The organism is Spongiibacter sp. UBA1325, assembly GCF_002306875.1.
GTDB classification, from domain to species: domain Bacteria; phylum Pseudomonadota; class Gammaproteobacteria; order Pseudomonadales; family Spongiibacteraceae; genus Spongiibacter; species Spongiibacter marinus.
Map to the genome: position 1 here is coordinate 258,588 of NZ_DBTD01000003.1, position 14,978 is coordinate 273,565.

11 protein-coding genes are annotated in these 14,978 nt (G+C 55.1%); 8 read left to right on the plus strand and 3 right to left on the minus strand.

The annotated features are described in order from the left end of the window. Window positions 1-12: 12 nt before the first annotated feature. Window positions 13-768 carry a lipoprotein intramolecular transacylase Lit gene (locus tag B3K78_RS02645; RefSeq protein ID WP_286694208.1) on the minus strand — a complete coding sequence of 252 codons (756 nt, stop codon included), beginning with the start codon at window positions 766-768 and terminating at the stop codon, window positions 13-15. Beyond that, window positions 761-1,837 carry an alanine racemase gene (gene alr / locus B3K78_RS02650; RefSeq protein WP_286694209.1) on the minus strand — a complete coding sequence of 359 codons (1,077 nt, stop codon included), beginning with the start codon at window positions 1,835-1,837 and terminating at the stop codon, window positions 761-763. Before alr ends, B3K78_RS02645 begins: the two co-directional genes overlap by 8 nt. Here alr and B3K78_RS02655 point away from each other — a divergent pair. The 4 genes from B3K78_RS02655 to thrH all read left to right on the plus strand — a co-directional run bounded on the left by B3K78_RS02655 (window position 1,832) and on the right by thrH (window position 5,892). After that, complete coding sequence (locus B3K78_RS02655; protein ID WP_286694210.1) at window positions 1,832-3,208, plus strand: trypsin-like serine peptidase; 1,377 nt, start codon at window positions 1,832-1,834, stop codon at window positions 3,206-3,208. The two genes, alr and B3K78_RS02655, sit on opposite strands and share 6 nt — an antisense overlap. Before the next feature lie 64 nt (window positions 3,209-3,272). After that, window positions 3,273-4,184 (plus strand): 5'-nucleotidase, encoded by a 912-nt coding sequence (locus B3K78_RS02660; RefSeq protein WP_027872528.1) that lies wholly within the window; start codon window positions 3,273-3,275, stop codon window positions 4,182-4,184. A 25-nt stretch (window positions 4,185-4,209) separates the two neighbouring features. Beyond that, entirely contained in the window at window positions 4,210-5,184 is a 975-nt protein-coding gene (gene cysB / locus B3K78_RS02665) for an HTH-type transcriptional regulator CysB (RefSeq protein WP_286694211.1), read from the plus strand. Between the two features lie 90 nt (window positions 5,185-5,274). Then, window positions 5,275-5,892: a bifunctional phosphoserine phosphatase/homoserine phosphotransferase ThrH gene (thrH, locus tag B3K78_RS02670; protein WP_027872526.1), complete on the plus strand. Its 618-nt coding sequence runs from the start codon at window positions 5,275-5,277 to the stop codon at window positions 5,890-5,892. A 6-nt stretch (window positions 5,893-5,898) separates the two neighbouring features. Here the strand turns inward: thrH and pabB are convergent, their stop codons facing one another. After that, complete coding sequence (pabB, locus tag B3K78_RS02675; RefSeq protein WP_286694212.1) at window positions 5,899-7,233, minus strand: aminodeoxychorismate synthase component I; 1,335 nt, start codon at window positions 7,231-7,233, stop codon at window positions 5,899-5,901. A gap of 334 nt (window positions 7,234-7,567) precedes the next feature. Here pabB and B3K78_RS02680 point away from each other — a divergent pair, with 334 nt between their 5' ends. The 4 genes from B3K78_RS02680 (at window position 7,568) to scpA (ending at window position 14,906) form a co-directional block, all read left to right on the plus strand. Next, on the plus strand, window positions 7,568-9,301 hold the full coding sequence (locus B3K78_RS02680; protein ID WP_204995396.1) for an acyl-CoA carboxylase subunit beta: 1,734 nt from the start codon (window positions 7,568-7,570) through the stop codon (window positions 9,299-9,301). A 52-nt stretch (window positions 9,302-9,353) separates the two neighbouring features. Further along, window positions 9,354-12,194: an ATP-binding protein gene (locus B3K78_RS02685; RefSeq protein WP_027872523.1), complete on the plus strand. Its 2,841-nt coding sequence runs from the start codon at window positions 9,354-9,356 to the stop codon at window positions 12,192-12,194. 75 nt (window positions 12,195-12,269) lie between these two features. Further along, a complete protein-coding gene (gene mce, locus B3K78_RS02690; RefSeq protein ID WP_027872522.1) occupies window positions 12,270-12,680 on the plus strand; it encodes a methylmalonyl-CoA epimerase in 411 nt (136 codons plus the stop codon). A 66-nt stretch (window positions 12,681-12,746) separates the two neighbouring features. Next, entirely contained in the window at window positions 12,747-14,906 is a 2,160-nt protein-coding gene (scpA, locus tag B3K78_RS02695) for a methylmalonyl-CoA mutase (RefSeq protein ID WP_204995394.1), read from the plus strand. Window positions 14,907-14,978: the final 72 nt, after the last annotated feature.

The following is a 14,978-nucleotide window of genomic DNA, read 5'->3' on the forward strand; positions in this document are numbered from 1 at the left end:
CAACGCGACGACTTACTTCCCCGCATTTTTGCGCGAATAACGGTGCAATAGCGCCGTTATAGCGCAAAACAGCGCAACGCCGAGCGCTGCAATGCTGCCGCCAATATAGGCAAATAACACCGGCGCTTGCATCATGGTCGACATCAGCGAGTCTTGGTAATAGAAAAACCATTGGTGCTCTGCCGGAAACACCCAAATATGCAGTTGGTAGAACACCGCTTCAAAGCCAAAAACGCCCAGCAGGCCAGCTATTAACACGGAGACGCCAAGCAATTTACCCAGTTGCTGAGTCAGAGGCGGGAAGGGCGCCTTGCGGCGTATTTTTGCCAATGTCCAAACGGTCCAGGCCATCGCGGTAAGGATAACGAGCAAGCGAGTTGCACTAATCAGATGCGCAACATCTTGGAGGTGGATAATTTCCGCCTCGTGCAACAGGGCGACGGCGCGGGTTCGCCCCGCGGCGCGATAGCTTATCTCCTCGAGGCCTTCGCCACCGCTGTGCACGGCGCGAACAATCTCCGCAAAGAGCGTGATGCGCTGTGCTCGGTCAGTTGTTTCAAAGCCATCTTTAAAGCGATTTTGGGGGCCGTATTCAGCGATGGTTTCAGCGATGCCGATATGGTCGTGAAAAAAGCCATAAAAGTAGTTGAGCTGCGCTGATAGCAGCCATGCAAGGCCGGCGGCAAGCACCAAGGTTAATAGGGCGTAGAGGCCATCGCTTGTGCCGCTGCGCAGGCGGTGAACGTTGCCAGCGGGGTGTTTAGTCATAGTAGCGCTCAACCCGTGATGACACCTGAGTGAACAGCTCATAACTGATGGTGCCGCAGCGCTCGGCGACCTCCGCGGCACTCACGCCCTGGCCCCAAAGGGTGACTTCGTCGCCAACCTTAACGTGGTCGACGTCAGTGACGTCGGCGGTGAGTAAGTCCATGGAAACACGCCCGGCCAACGAGGCGCGCTGACCATTCACCATTAGCGGTGTACCATCAGTGGCGTGGCGCGGGTAGCCATCGGCATAGCCAGCACCAATAGTGGCGATGAGGCGTTGTCCGCTGGCCTGCCAACGCCGCCCGTAACCGACGCCGTCGCCCGGGTGAACGGTTTTAAGCGCGACAATCCGGCTCTTGAAGTGCATGACCGGGCGCAGCGCTTTATTGCCCGTTAATGTCCCCGTGGGGTCGTCGCCGTAGAGCATAATGCCTGGCCGCTGCCACTGTGCATGGGTGTGCGGGTGGGCAATAATCGCGGCGGAATTAGCCAGGCTTAAAGGGAATGTGCCCAGTGCTCGACTGCTGCTGAACAGACGCTCAGCCTGTTCTTCGGTGACTTCTGCCCGAGGTGTATCGGCATCACTAAAGTGGCTCATATGAATCACTTCTTTCACATTTTTGCTACCGACGAGAAGCTGCTGCGCGGCCACAAAATCCTCATGGCTCATGCCCAAACGGTTCATGCCGACATTCCGCTTAAGCCAAATTGACAGAGGGGTAGTTAAGCGAGCGCCGGAAAGCCGTTGTGCATCCTCTAGGCGATGAATAACCAAGTCCAGGCGCGCCTCGGCGCAGTGTTTAAGCGTGTTGTCATCAACCAGGGTGCCGAGCAGAAGCAAACGTTTAAACGGCGCGTGTTCGCGCAGTGCCAGTGCTTCACACAGGCGCGCCAAGCCAAAGCCCTGAGCGCGTTCGCCGAGGGTTTCGGCAACCCAATTCGCGCCGTGACCGTAGCCATTGGCCTTGAGCATGGCTAAGATAGCGCCGCCCGGCGCTAACTGTTTCACAACAGCGAGATTGTGGCGCAGTGCCGCTGCATCAAATTCCAACCAGGTTGTATTATGCAAGATATGTTGCCGCTCCGAAGCCTGTTGAGAGATTACCGCTGTCGCGTCCCGCGTAATTCTACCGCCCTCTGGTTTACCCTGACAGTGTTTCTGCTCGGTGTTTCTCCGGCGTGGTCCGACAATCAATGCCCGCCGCGCTATTCACCTGCAGACGCCGACGATGCGCTTTATATCAGTGTATCGGCTTGGCAGGCGATGCAGGCACAACGTCGCCTTATCGAGCGCTGCCCAACTCTTGCGGCAGATTTTGCATGGGCGACTTTTTTCAGTGGGCCTGCAACGCAACAGGCCGTTGCTGAGTCTGCGAATTATGCTGCGCTGGCGACCTCGGTGGAGGCCCGCGATCAACTGCGCCTCGTAAGAGTCGCCCATGTTTTGTTGGGGGCGTCGCAAGATTTCAGCGTGTCGGCTGCGGTGCGCCGCCTGCGCCGGGAATTCCATCGACAGCCGGTGATTTACCGGGATAAAGCCTTGGCGCTAAGCAATCGACTTGCTGAGTTTCTGCCAAGGGTGTCCATTGACGGCCGCCGCGGCCTCGCGTTGCCTGCGCATCCGGGCTACTACCTGCTAGCAGGGGAGCAGGGCAGGCCTGAACTGGTGCTTAGCGCCGCAACGCCGCAACGCGAGCAAAGCAGCGGCGCAGTGTTTTTTATCAACGCGCAGGCCCGAAGACTCCGTGTTTGGCCGCAGGCTGGCGTCCAGCAATGGCAGGTGGGGCGCCTATACAGCCAGTACCGCATGGGGGACGCCTGGTGCACTGCCACTGCACTAACACGGCGCTGGCTGATAACGGCAGCGCACTGTTTGTTTGAACCGCGCTCGCCTGCACGCAGAGCGCATTCGGTGGTGTTCTACCCGGCGCGCGATGGCGCGCCAAACCCGGAAATCCCGGCGGTGGCGGCGTGGACATTGGATCACAAGCATGCACAATTGCTTGCTGGCGACCTCGCGGCCTATGCAGGTAGTGACGTAGCACTCGTACAGCTTGCCTTGCCGATTACTGGGCAATTTATCGGCGCGCCATTGGCAGCGCTGTCTGCAAATGATGCCGCCGTAGAGATAGTTTCCTACCCAAGCGCGTCGTCCTCCGGCGGTTTGTGGTTGAGTCGCTGTCAGACGAGTCCGCGCAGTGAGGTAGGTGGTGACCTTGCTCTTGTCGGGCTCGACTGCTTGAATCAGCCCGGCCAAAGTGGCGCCATGCTGCGCGAGGGAATGAAAGCGGTTGGGGTATTGTCGGCGAATGTCAGTAGCGAGGGCATCGCCGCCACATCGATAGCGGCTGTATTTTCCCAAGCATTAATCGATGATATCGCCTTGATTCGTCAGGGCAGCAAGCCGCGCTCGATGAACTGGCAGCGTTTGCAATTCTAGCTTCGGCTCTTGTCTGCACTTCGCCATCTTGTATAGTGGAGACGCTACGTATTGAGGGACATTCATGCCCAAGGGATTTGAAGACAAGTTAGTCGTTGCGATTTCATCACGGGCGCTGTTTAACTTGGATGACAGTCATCAGGTGTTTGAAACGCAGGGGCTGGACGCGTATCAACAATATCAAATCGATCGCGAAGATGAGGTGCTCGATAAAGGCGAGGCCTTCAATATTGTTGAACGCTTACTCAAACTTAACGACTTGCTGAAAGAACCGCGCGTTGAGGTTATTTTATTGTCTCGCAATTCCGCGGATACCGGCCTGCGGATATTTAACTCTATAGAGCACTACGGTTTGAATATACGCCGTGCCGCCTTTAGTGGTGGGGCGAGTCCCTACAATTACGTGTCGGCGTTTGGCTGCCACCTGTTTTTGTCCACCCATGCCGAAGACGTGCGTCGAGCACTTGAAAACGGCGTTGCTGCAGCGACCTTGTTACCGCGTAGTAAAAAGTCTGAGCAGTCAACGCAGCGCGAACTGCGTTTTGCTTTCGACGGTGATGCAGTGCTGTTTTCCGATGAGGCAGAACAGATATATAAACAGCAGGGGTTGGAGGCCTTTACAGCCAGTGAAGTGGAGGCGGCAGACCGCCCGCTGAGTGGCGGCCCCTTTAAACCCTTCCTGTCAGCATTGAATACCTTACAGCGAGAATTCCCATCGGACGCGCCGCCGATTCGAACTGCCTTGGTGACTGCTCGGTCGGCACCGGCGCACAAGCGCGTGATACGCACACTGCGCGAGTGGAATATCCGGATCGATGAGTCACTATTTTTGGGCGGTCTTGAAAAGGGCGAGTTCTTGAAAGCCTATGGTGCGGATGTATTTTTCGACGATCAGCAAAGTCACTGTGAATCAGCCAGTGAACATGTGCCAGCCGGGCATGTCCCGCACGGTATTGCTAATGCCCCACAGGCTTAGCCGTTGTATTTGGAGACAATAATCAATGAAACTTCAGCAGTTACGCTACATCTGGGAAGTGGCCCATCACGAGATGAACGTATCCGCAACGGCGCAGAGCTTGTTTACCTCCCAGCCAGGGATTAGTAAGCAAATTCGCATGCTAGAGGATGAGCTGGGCGTGGAAATCTTCGCGCGCAATGGCAAACATCTGACACGGGTAACGCCGGCGGGCGAGGCAATATTAAAAGAAGCCGGAGAGATACTGCACAAGGCTGAGGGCATCAAAAGCATCGCTCAGGAGTTTAAAAACCCGAGCAAAGGCAGCCTGTCTATCGCCACCACGCACACGCAGGCGCGCTACGCCTTGCCGCCGGTGATCAAAACCTTTATCGAGCGCTATCCCGATGTGTCCCTGCACATGCACCAGGGAACGCCCATGCAAATATCGGAGCTGGCGGCAAATTTCGGTGTGGACTTCGCCATCGCCACTGAGGCTCTGGAGCTGTTTAGCGACCTGATAATGATGCCGTGCTATCGCTGGAACCGGGCGATACTGGTGCCGCGAGATCATCCTTTAGCCAACGTCTCCAAGCTGTCTGTGGAGGATGTTGCTGCCCATCCTATCGTCACTTACGTATTTGGTTTCACTGGTCGCTCAAAATTAGACGATGCGTTTTTACAGCGCGGTTTAGAGCCTAAAGTCGTCTTCACGGCCACCGATGCCGACGTTATCAAAACCTATGTCAGACTTGGCCTGGGCATAGGTATTGTCGCGCAAATGGCTTACGATCCCGAGGTTGATAGCGACCTGGTTGCCCTCGATGCCAGCCACCTTTTCGAAGCCAGCGTTACCAAAGTGGGCTTCCGCCGCGGCACGTATATGCGCAAATTTATGTACGACTTTGTCGAATTATTTGCTCCGCATCTGACGCCGGAGCTCGTTGACCAGGCCTACCAATGCCATAGCAAAGCAGACCTGGAAGCGCTGTTTGCGCCTATCGAGTTGCCCACCCTTTAGTGAGATCGCTCCGGTGTTGACCTGAGGCGTTGCTTTTAGCGGGGCAAGCCGTTAGATTGACCGCCTTTATTACTTGAGGAGACTTTCGCCGTGGAAATCGCATGCCTGGACCTGGAAGGTGTACTGATTCCGGAAATCTGGATCGACTTCGCCGAACGCACGGGTATTGAGGCGCTAAAAGCGACGACCCGCGATATTCCCGACTACGATGTGCTGATGCAGCAACGTCTTCGTTTGTTAGACGAAAACGGCCTTGGCCTGCCCGATATTCAAGCGGTGATTGCCGATATGCGGCCGATGGAAGGCGCACGCGAGTTTTTGGATTGGCTGCGGGCACGCTTTCAGGTGGTGATCCTCTCCGATACCTTTTACGAATTTGCTGCGCCATTGATGGCCCAGCTCGGCTGGCCAACCCTGCTGTGTCACAAGCTGGAAACCGATAATGTCGGAAAGGTGGTCGACTATAAAATTCGCCAAGTAAACCCTAAACGCCAGTCGGTATTGGCGCTGAAAACCCTGTATTACCGCATTATCGCTGCTGGTGATTCATACAATGACACCACCATGCTCGCGGAAGCAGACGCCGGGATTTTGTTCAAAGCACCGAGCAATGTGATCGAAGAGTTCCCGCAATTTCCAGCGGTGCACGACTATGAAGCGCTGAAGTTGGAGTTTTTGAAGGCCTCTAACCGCAACCTGAGCTTGTAACGAGCGCTACTCGGGCTCGGCAAGCACCGCCATGAGCTTGCCGAGCTTCTCTTCCGTTTCGACAAATTCCATCTTTGCCTCAGAATCGGCAACAATGCCGCCGCCGGCCCAGCCGCGAATCTGCCCGTTGTGGCAAACAAAGCTTCGAATGGTAATTGAGCTGTCCAGCCGCCCACTTGCCGACAAATAGAACACGCTTCCGCAGTACAGCGATCGTCGGCTTGGTTCAAGCTCGGCAATAATCTCCATCGCCCGTCGTTTTGGCGCGCCGGTGATGGAGCCACCCGGAAAGCAATCCAATAGCGCCTGAAGCGCGGTGATCTCGGGGTTTAGCCTACTGCGAATGGTGCTTACCAAGTGATGAACCGTGTTAAAGCTTTGCAGCTCAAGCAAACGCTCGACCTGCACACTACCCGCTGTGCTGTTTTTACCCAGGTCATTGCGTAGCAGGTCAACGATCATCACATTTTCCGCGCGATTTTTTTCACTGGCCTCCAGGGCCTCGGCATTCGCCTTGTCCGTTACCGGGTCAGGGGATCGTGGCGCGGTCCCTTTGATGGGCTGGGTTAGCATGCTGCCCTTATCGACTTCAATAAAACGCTCGGGGGAAAGGGATAACAGCTGGCATTCCCCTAAATCGAGATAGGCGGAAAAGGGTGCTGCGGCGACCTTTCTCATGCGTTTATACGCCTGCCACGGGGAGCCTGAGTAGGGCGCGCTAAACTGGCGAGTGAGATTGATCTGGTAGCAATCGCCGTCGAGGATATAGCGCTGAATCGCCTCGAAGCAGCGAGCGTAGTCCGGCCAGTCCAGATGGCTATGAAATGGCGCAGTCAGCATAAATGTGGCGTCGTTGACGGCGTGTTCGAGGGCCGATGACGACAGCTGGCACGCTATCTTGCTTTGGCAGCCAGGCTGTAACACCAGCTCTGCGCACTGCGTGTGGTGGTCAACAATAATTGCCCAGTCGTAAATGCCAACGTGCAGCAGCGGCAGTTCCGCAGAGGGGGAGAGGTTTATATCCCTGGCCTCACCAAGCTCATAGTTGATACAGCCAATCGCCCCGCCGCAGAAGGGCAAATCGTCGGCGCTGTGCATGCCGGCAACGGCTTGCTTTATAGCGGCCTCCGCCTGTGAAAGCAATACACCGATAGTCGTGTTATCACGTGGCGCAATGCTGATTATAGTGGTGGGATCGGCACTAATGATGCTGTAGCGGCCGCGGTCGCTATGGGGCTTTCCCGAATCGATAAACACTGGATTCGGCGCCGACGCCACAGCCTCGAAGTAGCGGCTGCTGTCTGCAAAATAGGCTAAAGGACGGCGTTGGAGGTTGGGCATTGCTGCGGCGATAGTGCTCTTGAAAGCGGGTTGGCAAAGACTGATTGTACGTGCTAGGCCTATGAAAAATCTAGCATTTTGTCATTGATAGTGATCGGTATGGTCACCCATATCAGATTGACAGCGCCACCGCCCTAAAGTAATGTTAGCCGCCGCTTTGAGAATCAAATAAGCCGTCGTTGGAATGACACCTAGAACGGCACGTTCTCAATCATCCGTCGCTCACATGCCAGTTGGCAGGAATCTAGGCAGCCTGAAATTCAGTGGCTGTGGATTACTTCAGCCTGTATGCGGGTGCGGAAACAAAACAATATTGCATCTGGGACTGACAGGCATGAGTAAAAAAGAGCAATTGACTCCCTCGCTGAATAATCCATTCGCGCAGAAATCCGAGCTGGAATTCACTGTGCCCGGTCAAATTGACTACGATCCGGGCCTCTATGAAGCTGCGCTTCAAGCAGGTTACGACTTGCAGCAGCGCCCAATGAAGGCTGCGGGAATTAAAGGCGTTCAAAAGCAACACGAAAAGAAACGCATGACTATCTGGGAACGTATCCAGGTGCTTGCAGACGATGGCAGTGAGCCAAAGGTGCTCTACCAAAACTGGGGCAAAAACCTCGATGGAGCCTCACTGGTAACAGCCATTGTTAAGGTTAACGGTCGCGATGTGGCGATGTACGGCCACGACTTCACCGTTCGCGCGGGTTCCATGGATGCCACCAACGGTACCAAGCTGGCTAATCTTTTCCAGCTTGCCGGTAAACTGGGTATTCCCCTGGTCGGCATGAACGACTCTGCGGGGGCATACATTCCCGCGGGTGTCGGCGGCCTTGACGGTTATGCCGAGGCCTTTACGGCACTGCGTAAGATCAACGGTGTGGTGCCGTCGATTATGTGCATGTTCGGCTATAACGCCGGTGGCGGTGCTTACCTGCCGCGTCAGGGCTCTTTTGTTATTCAGCCCAACGACACCTTCTTTGGCTTGACTGGCCCAGGTGTTGTTAAGTCGGTACTGGGTGAAGACGTAACCGCCGATGAACTCGGTGGCCCCAGTGTTCACAGCCAGTCTGGCGTTACGGACTTTGTTGTGCCCGATGAAGTTGCAGCGCTGCGCAAAGTTAAAGAGCTGCTGAACTACCTGCCAGACAACGCATCGTCTAAGCCTCCCTTCCAGCCGACGTCTGACCCGCTGAATCGCAAAACCTGGGATATCGACCTGCTGCTGAAGAAGGCCTTTAACAGCCCAACCGGTTTCAACACGCCCTTTGATATCAGCATTATCATTCAACAGATGTGCGATCACGGCGACTATTTTGAAATTCAGCCAGAGCGCGCTCGTAACACCATTTGTGCGCTCGGCCGTATCGGCGGGAATGTTGTGGGCTTTGTCGCCAACAACTCAGCCGTGTCATCGGGCCAGATCGATATAGACGCCGCCTACAAAAACGCGCGTTTCATCCGCTTCTGTAATGTCTACAACATTCCGGTGATCTTTATGGAAGACACCACCGGCTTCCTGCCCGGTCGCGACCAGGAAACGGGTGGTATTGTTCAAGCCGGACGCGCCATGCTCGACGCGATTATCGACCTGCGCACACCGCGCTTCCTGATGATTGTGCGCAACGCCTTCGGCGGCGCATACGCCTCCTTCAACAACTATCCAACGGGTGCGGATTTCGTCTGCGCGTTGCCAACCACTCGCCTGGCCGTAATGGGGCCTGCAGGGGTTGAGTACGTGTATAAGGATGAAGTGCGCAAAATCCGTGGTTCAATCAAGTCTCGCATCGCCGAGGCAACCCAGCAGAATATTGCCGCTGGCATGGCCGAGGGCGAGGCGCGCAGCCAAGCTGAAGCGGCAGTTGCCGAGTGGCAAAAGCAAGAAGAAGCGCTGTTAACCCAACGCTACGAAAAAGAACTGATGAACCCCAATGAAGCACTGAGCCTGGGATCGATTTCCCAGATCGTCATGCCTGCGGACCTGCGAAAAGTCCTGGGCGAGCAATTGGAGCTGCACTTGAAAGCGTACACGCCTGAGCCGATGTCCGGTCCTCAGCGCGAGTTCCACTAAGCAGCCTTGCTCGACAACAACTACTAGACGATTCGCTTAAGAGGTTATCAACGTGCAGACAAGCAATAATTACTACCTGAACAACCCGCTGATCCACAAAGACCGTCAGCTGGCTAAATCTAACTCAGAATGGGTGAGAAGTTTTTCTTGTAAAGACTTGAAACCATTGATTATTTGTCGCGGCCCCATCCGTAAAGAAGCGATGGATGTTTTCGACGAAATGGGCATTAACGGCTACGGCATTTTGCTGTCCGAGAAAGACTCGATCACCTATACCAATGCCCTGGCGCCAGAACTGCGCACACTGACCGACCCCGATCGTGTGCACCGTGTGCCGGATTACACCGGTGCCACCAAAGAAGAACGCAACAAGCGCATCCAGCAGATCATTCGCATTGCCCACGATAATGGCTACAACGCCATCTTCGCGGGCTATGGCTTTATGTCGGAAGATGCCGACATGGTCGAAGCGATGGAGAAGGCCGGCCTGAACTTTATCGGGCCTTGTTCATTCACGCAGAAATCGGCGGGTATGAAGGACCAGGCTAAGCGCACCGCGCTGGAGACTGGTGTATCGGTTACGCCGGGTGTGAATAACGCCACTAGTCTGGCGCTGTTTGCCAAATACGGTAAAGATGGCCTCGAAGCCTGCGCAAAAGACAATAATCTCAATGTCGACTTCGCTAGCTGCAAAGACGATGAAGAAAAAGCCCTGGCGTTGCTTGCGGCGTCCTATGAAGCGGGTATCGATATTATCGATGCCGCCGACATCGGCGCGGCCCTGCAGGTTGAAGCCAAGCGCATGTTGGCTGAAAAGCCCAACAACCGCTTCCGCCTGAAAGCCATTGCCGGTGGCGGTGGTAAAGGTCAGCGTATCCTGCAATCGGCCAATTCTTACGAAGGCGCCAGCCTCGAAGAAAAGGTTGAGAAAGCGGCTGAAAATGTCCCCTCATTGGTGCTCGAGTGCTTGATTGAGCTGAAAACCAACGGTGTTGGCGACAACAAAAACGTATTGATTGAAATGAACATCGATACCACTCGCCACCAGGAAATCCAGGTGGTGGGTAACGGCGAGTGGTGCATGACGATGGGTGGTCGCGACTGCTCATTGCAGATGCACGAGCAAAAGTTGCTCGAGGTATCGGTGACCGAGGAAGAGCTGGTTGCCGCCATCGCCGTCGCTGAAGCCGAGGGCAAAGAGGGCGAGCTGGCTCAATTGAAGAAAGATCTGGTCATTCTTCAAAAAATGGAAGAAGAGGGCGCCATCTTTGGCCAAGCAGTAAAACTCGACTCTGTCGGCACATTTGAGTGTATCGTCGACGGTGAAGCGCACTATTTCATGGAGATGAATACGCGTATTCAGGTTGAGCACCGTGTTACTGAGCTGTGCTACAAGCTTAAGTTCACCAACCCGGATGACCCCAGCGACTTCTTCATTGTTGAAAGCTTGGTCGAAGTGATGGCGCTGTTGGCCCGTCACGGTAAGCGCCTGCCCAAGCCAGAGCGCATTGTGCGTGAAAAAACCTCGGTGGAAGCGCGTATGAACGCGACCAACCAAGCGCTTCAGCCCCACGCGGGCGGCATTATCGAAAACTGGTCCAACGCGATTCCCGGTGAGATTCGCGATGACCAGGGTATTTCCACCCACAACCCGGATACCGACGTGTTTATGAAGTACCACCTCGCTGGTGCGTACGACTCAAACATTGCACTGCTGCTCACCACCGGTGAAACCCGGATGGACAGCTACCAGCGCCTGGCGGAGATTCTGCGTCGCACTGAGCTGCGCGGCAAGGATCTGGCAACCAACCTGGAGTTCCACTACGGCTTGGTGCATTGGTTTATCGGCAACGGCATCAATGCTCGCCCAAGCACCCGGTTCATCGTGCCGTATCTGACCTTGGTTGGTTTGCTCAAGGAGCAAGCGAATCAGCTCGACCTGGATTACGCCTACGGTGAAATTCGCCAGCGTTATCTGGACGAGAACAGCGATCAGGCCGCGGAGTGGGCGGCTGTGCTCGATGCCAAAAAGCTGCTGTTTACACGCCCGCTGGAGCGCCTGTTCGCAGAGCCTCACTACATGTCGGGCTGGCTGAGCATCAACAAGAAAGCGCTGCAAATGACCGACAACGGCGTGCAGTGGCTGGAAAACCCAATTCTTCTGCTCGATCGTCTGTATCACTACCTGAACATGGATTATGAAACGGGCAAACCCGCGCGTTACATGATCTGGGATCACGATGCAGAGATCCTCAGTGACGCTGTTAGCTTCTACAAGGCCTTGGAAGAGAAGTTGGCGACACAGGACTTCACCGCCATTGAGCAAGCTATCGCCGGTGATGCGCCACAGGGTATTAGCAGCGAAGAATGGGCATCAGTACGCAGCGCTCACGCCGGTTACATGGCGGGAACGGAGCTATTGGCCATTCTTGCGCACATTGCCTCAACCACCGGGTTCTTTGATTTGGCGGTACAGCCGGACTTGAGCATTGATATTCCCGAGCGTCTCACCGATGACGCACTGCAAAAGCGCATGGCGAAGGTGCTGGTACCACCGCCGGTGGCCAAGTCAGACGAAATCCTCGCTGCCAGCGGCGGCATGTTCTACCCGCGCGAAGCGCCGGGTATGGACGTATTCGTCAATGAAGGTGATCATTTCGAAGCCGGCGACACGCTCTACATTGTTGAAGTAATGAAAATGTTCAACAAAGTCGTTGCACCGTTCTCGGGTACCATCGAGAAGGTGTTGATCGACGGCGATGGTGTGATTATTAAGAAGGGGCAACCCCTGTTCAAAGTTAACCCCGACGAGAAGATCGAAGTGGTAACCCCTGAGCAGATTGCTGCCGAGCGTCGCGCTGCGACCGATGGTTTTCTTAAACACATTGCTTAAGCTCGTCTAATCGACGGCGACCGGTGTGGGGCAACTAAGCCCCCGCCGGTTTGCCCTGACGTATTCGGAGTATTTATGATCACTGCACTAGACCATATCGCCATCGCTGTGCCGGATTTGGAAAAGGCCATCAAACGTTTCATGGAAGACTTTGGTTTGCCTTTTGAAGGCACTGAAGATGTTGAAAGCGCGAAGACCTCGACGGCGTTTTTCCCACTTCCCCCAACCAGCATTGAGCTCGTTCACCCGCTTAATGGTGAAGGCCCTATCGCCAAGTACCTGGAGAAAAAGCCAGGCGGCATCCACCACCTGTGCTTTCGCAGCGATGACATCGAGGCCGATGTCGCGCGTTTGAAAGAGAAGGGCTACCAGTTTTTGTCAGATGCGCCATCACCCGGTGCGCATGGCTGCCAAGTTATCTTTATCCACCCCAAGTCTTGCGACGGCGTCCTGATTGAAATCAATCAGCCCGCTGCCGACCACTAATCACTCCTAGTCGCCATAGCTACTCACAGAAGCAGCGTGGCACTGACACACGACAGGTACTCGTATATGGCCGATTACAAAGCCCCAGAGATTTCGTTGGACGAATGGCAGAACATTGCCAATAAATCGCTTGAACGCAGCAACAAGTCATTGGATGACTTGGTTTGGAATACCCCAGAGGGTATTGATGTAAAGCCGCTGTACACCGCAGAAGATACTGCTGATCTGCCGTATACCAATACCTTTCCAGGCGTTGAGCCCTTTATCCGCGGGCCGCAGCCAACCATGTATGCCGGCCGTCCCTGGACAATACGTCAGTATGCGGGCTTCTCAACGGCTGAAGAATCTAACGCTTTCTACCGCAAAGCACTGGCAGCCGGCGGTCAGGGCGTATCTGTCGCCTTTGACCTGGCTACCCACCGCGGTTACGACTCGGATCACCCCCGTGTGACCGGCGACGTCGGTAAAGCCGGTGTCGCAATCGATTCTGTCGAAGACATGAAAGTGCTGTTCGACGGTATTCCTCTGGACAAAGTCTCCGTATCGATGACGATGAACGGCGCGGTACTACCCGTGCTGGCGGGCTACATTGTGGCGGCCGAAGAGCAGGGCGTTGGTCAGGATATGTTGTCAGGCACTATCCAGAACGACATTCTGAAAGAGTTCATGGTGCGCAACACCTATATTTACCCGCCCGCGCCCTCAATGAAGATCATCGGCGATATTATTGCCTATGCTTCGGAAAACATGCCGAAGTTTAATACCATCTCCATTTCTGGCTACCACATCCAGGAAGCCGGTGCTGATGCCGCGCTGGAGCTGGCCTACACCCTGGCAGATGGTAAAGAGTACATCCGCACCGCGATCGCCGCTGGCCTGGACATCGATAAGTTTGCCGGCCGCCTGTCCTTCTTCTGGGGCATTGGCATGAATTTCTACATGGAAATTGCCAAAATGCGTGCCGCGCGTCTACTGTGGGCAGAAATCGTCTCTGAATTTGAGCCGAAGAACCCGCGCTCTAAGATGCTCAGAACGCACAGCCAGACCTCGGGCTGGTCTCTCACCGAGCAGGATCCGTACAACAACATCGTTCGCACCACGATCGAAGCGATGGCGGCAGTATTTGGTGGCACACAATCGTTGCACACCAATGCACTGGATGAAGCGATCGCCTTGCCGACGCAATTCTCATCACGCATCGCGCGCAATACTCAGCTGATTATCCAGGAAGAAACCGGCATCACCAAGGTGGCTGATCCCTGGGGCGGCTCGTACATGATGGAGTCGCTGACCAAAGATATCGCCGACCGCGCTCGCCAACTGATTGCAGAAGTTGAAGAAAAGGGCGGTATGGCCAAGGCCATTGAAACCGGCATGCCGAAGCTGCGTATCGAAGAGTCGGCGGCGAAGAAACAGGCGCGTATTGACCGCGGTGAAGACGTGATTGTCGGGGTGAACAAGTACACCTTGTCTGAAGAAGACGATGTTGAGGTACTGGACATCGACAACGAAAAAGTGCGCCAATCGCAGGTCGATGCGCTGGCTCGTATTCGCGCTGAGCGCGATGAAAAAGCCGTTGAAGACGCGCTGGAAGCCATCTATCAATGTGCCTGCAGCGGCGAAGGCAACCTGCTGGATCTGGCCGTGAAGGCAACGCGTCTGCGTGCAACAGTTGGGGAGATCAGCTTTGCTATGGAACGTGAATTCGGTCGCTTTAATGCTCAGGCGCAAACGGTTTCAGGTGTCTACGGTAGTGCCTATCAGGACGACGAGAACTGGCAGGGTATCAGCAGCGACATCGAGCAGTTTGTTGAAAAACACGGTCGTCGCCCACGTATGCTTGTCTGCAAAATGGGTCAGGATGGTCACGACCGCGGCGCGAAAGTGATCGCCACGGCCTTTGCCGATGTCGGGTTTGATATCGACCTGTCGCCGATGTTCTCAACACCCGAAGAAGTAGCTAAGCAGGCCGTCGAGAACGACGTGCACGTGGTCGGCGTTTCTTCCCAGGCTGCTGGCCACAAAACGCTGGTTCCCCAGTTAATTGAGGAGCTGAAAAAGGCGGGCGCCGATGACATTATTGTTGTCGCCGGTGGCGTTATTCCCCGTCCTGACTACGACTTCCTGTATAACGCTGGCGTAAAAGGTATTTTCGGTCCCGGTACCAAGATTCCCTTGGCGGCACGTGATGTACTCGATGCGATCAATGAGGCCTACAAAGGCTAATCACGCATAGAGAACAGCAGGCGGGAGGCGGAGCTCAGCGTTGCTGATGGTCCGGCCTCCCGTTTTTATATT

Bases quoted from the DNA above. Each gene is read 5' to 3' on its own strand.
- B3K78_RS02645 (WP_286694208.1), bottom strand. From the start codon at position 768: ATGACTAAACACCCCGCTGGCAACGTTCACCGCCTGCGCAGCGGCACA.
- B3K78_RS02655 (WP_286694210.1), top strand. From the start codon at position 1,832: ATGCAAGATATGTTGCCGCTCCGAAGCCTGTTGAGAGATTACCGCTGT.
- B3K78_RS02660 (WP_027872528.1), top strand. From the start codon at position 3,273: ATGCCCAAGGGATTTGAAGACAAGTTAGTCGTTGCGATTTCATCACGG.
- cysB (WP_286694211.1), top strand. From the start codon at position 4,210: ATGAAACTTCAGCAGTTACGCTACATCTGGGAAGTGGCCCATCACGAG.
- pabB (WP_286694212.1), bottom strand. From the start codon at position 7,233: ATGCCCAACCTCCAACGCCGTCCTTTAGCCTATTTTGCAGACAGCAGC.
- B3K78_RS02680 (WP_204995396.1), top strand. From the start codon at position 7,568: ATGAGTAAAAAAGAGCAATTGACTCCCTCGCTGAATAATCCATTCGCG.
- mce (WP_027872522.1), top strand. From the start codon at position 12,270: ATGATCACTGCACTAGACCATATCGCCATCGCTGTGCCGGATTTGGAA.
- scpA (WP_204995394.1), top strand. From the start codon at position 12,747: ATGGCCGATTACAAAGCCCCAGAGATTTCGTTGGACGAATGGCAGAAC.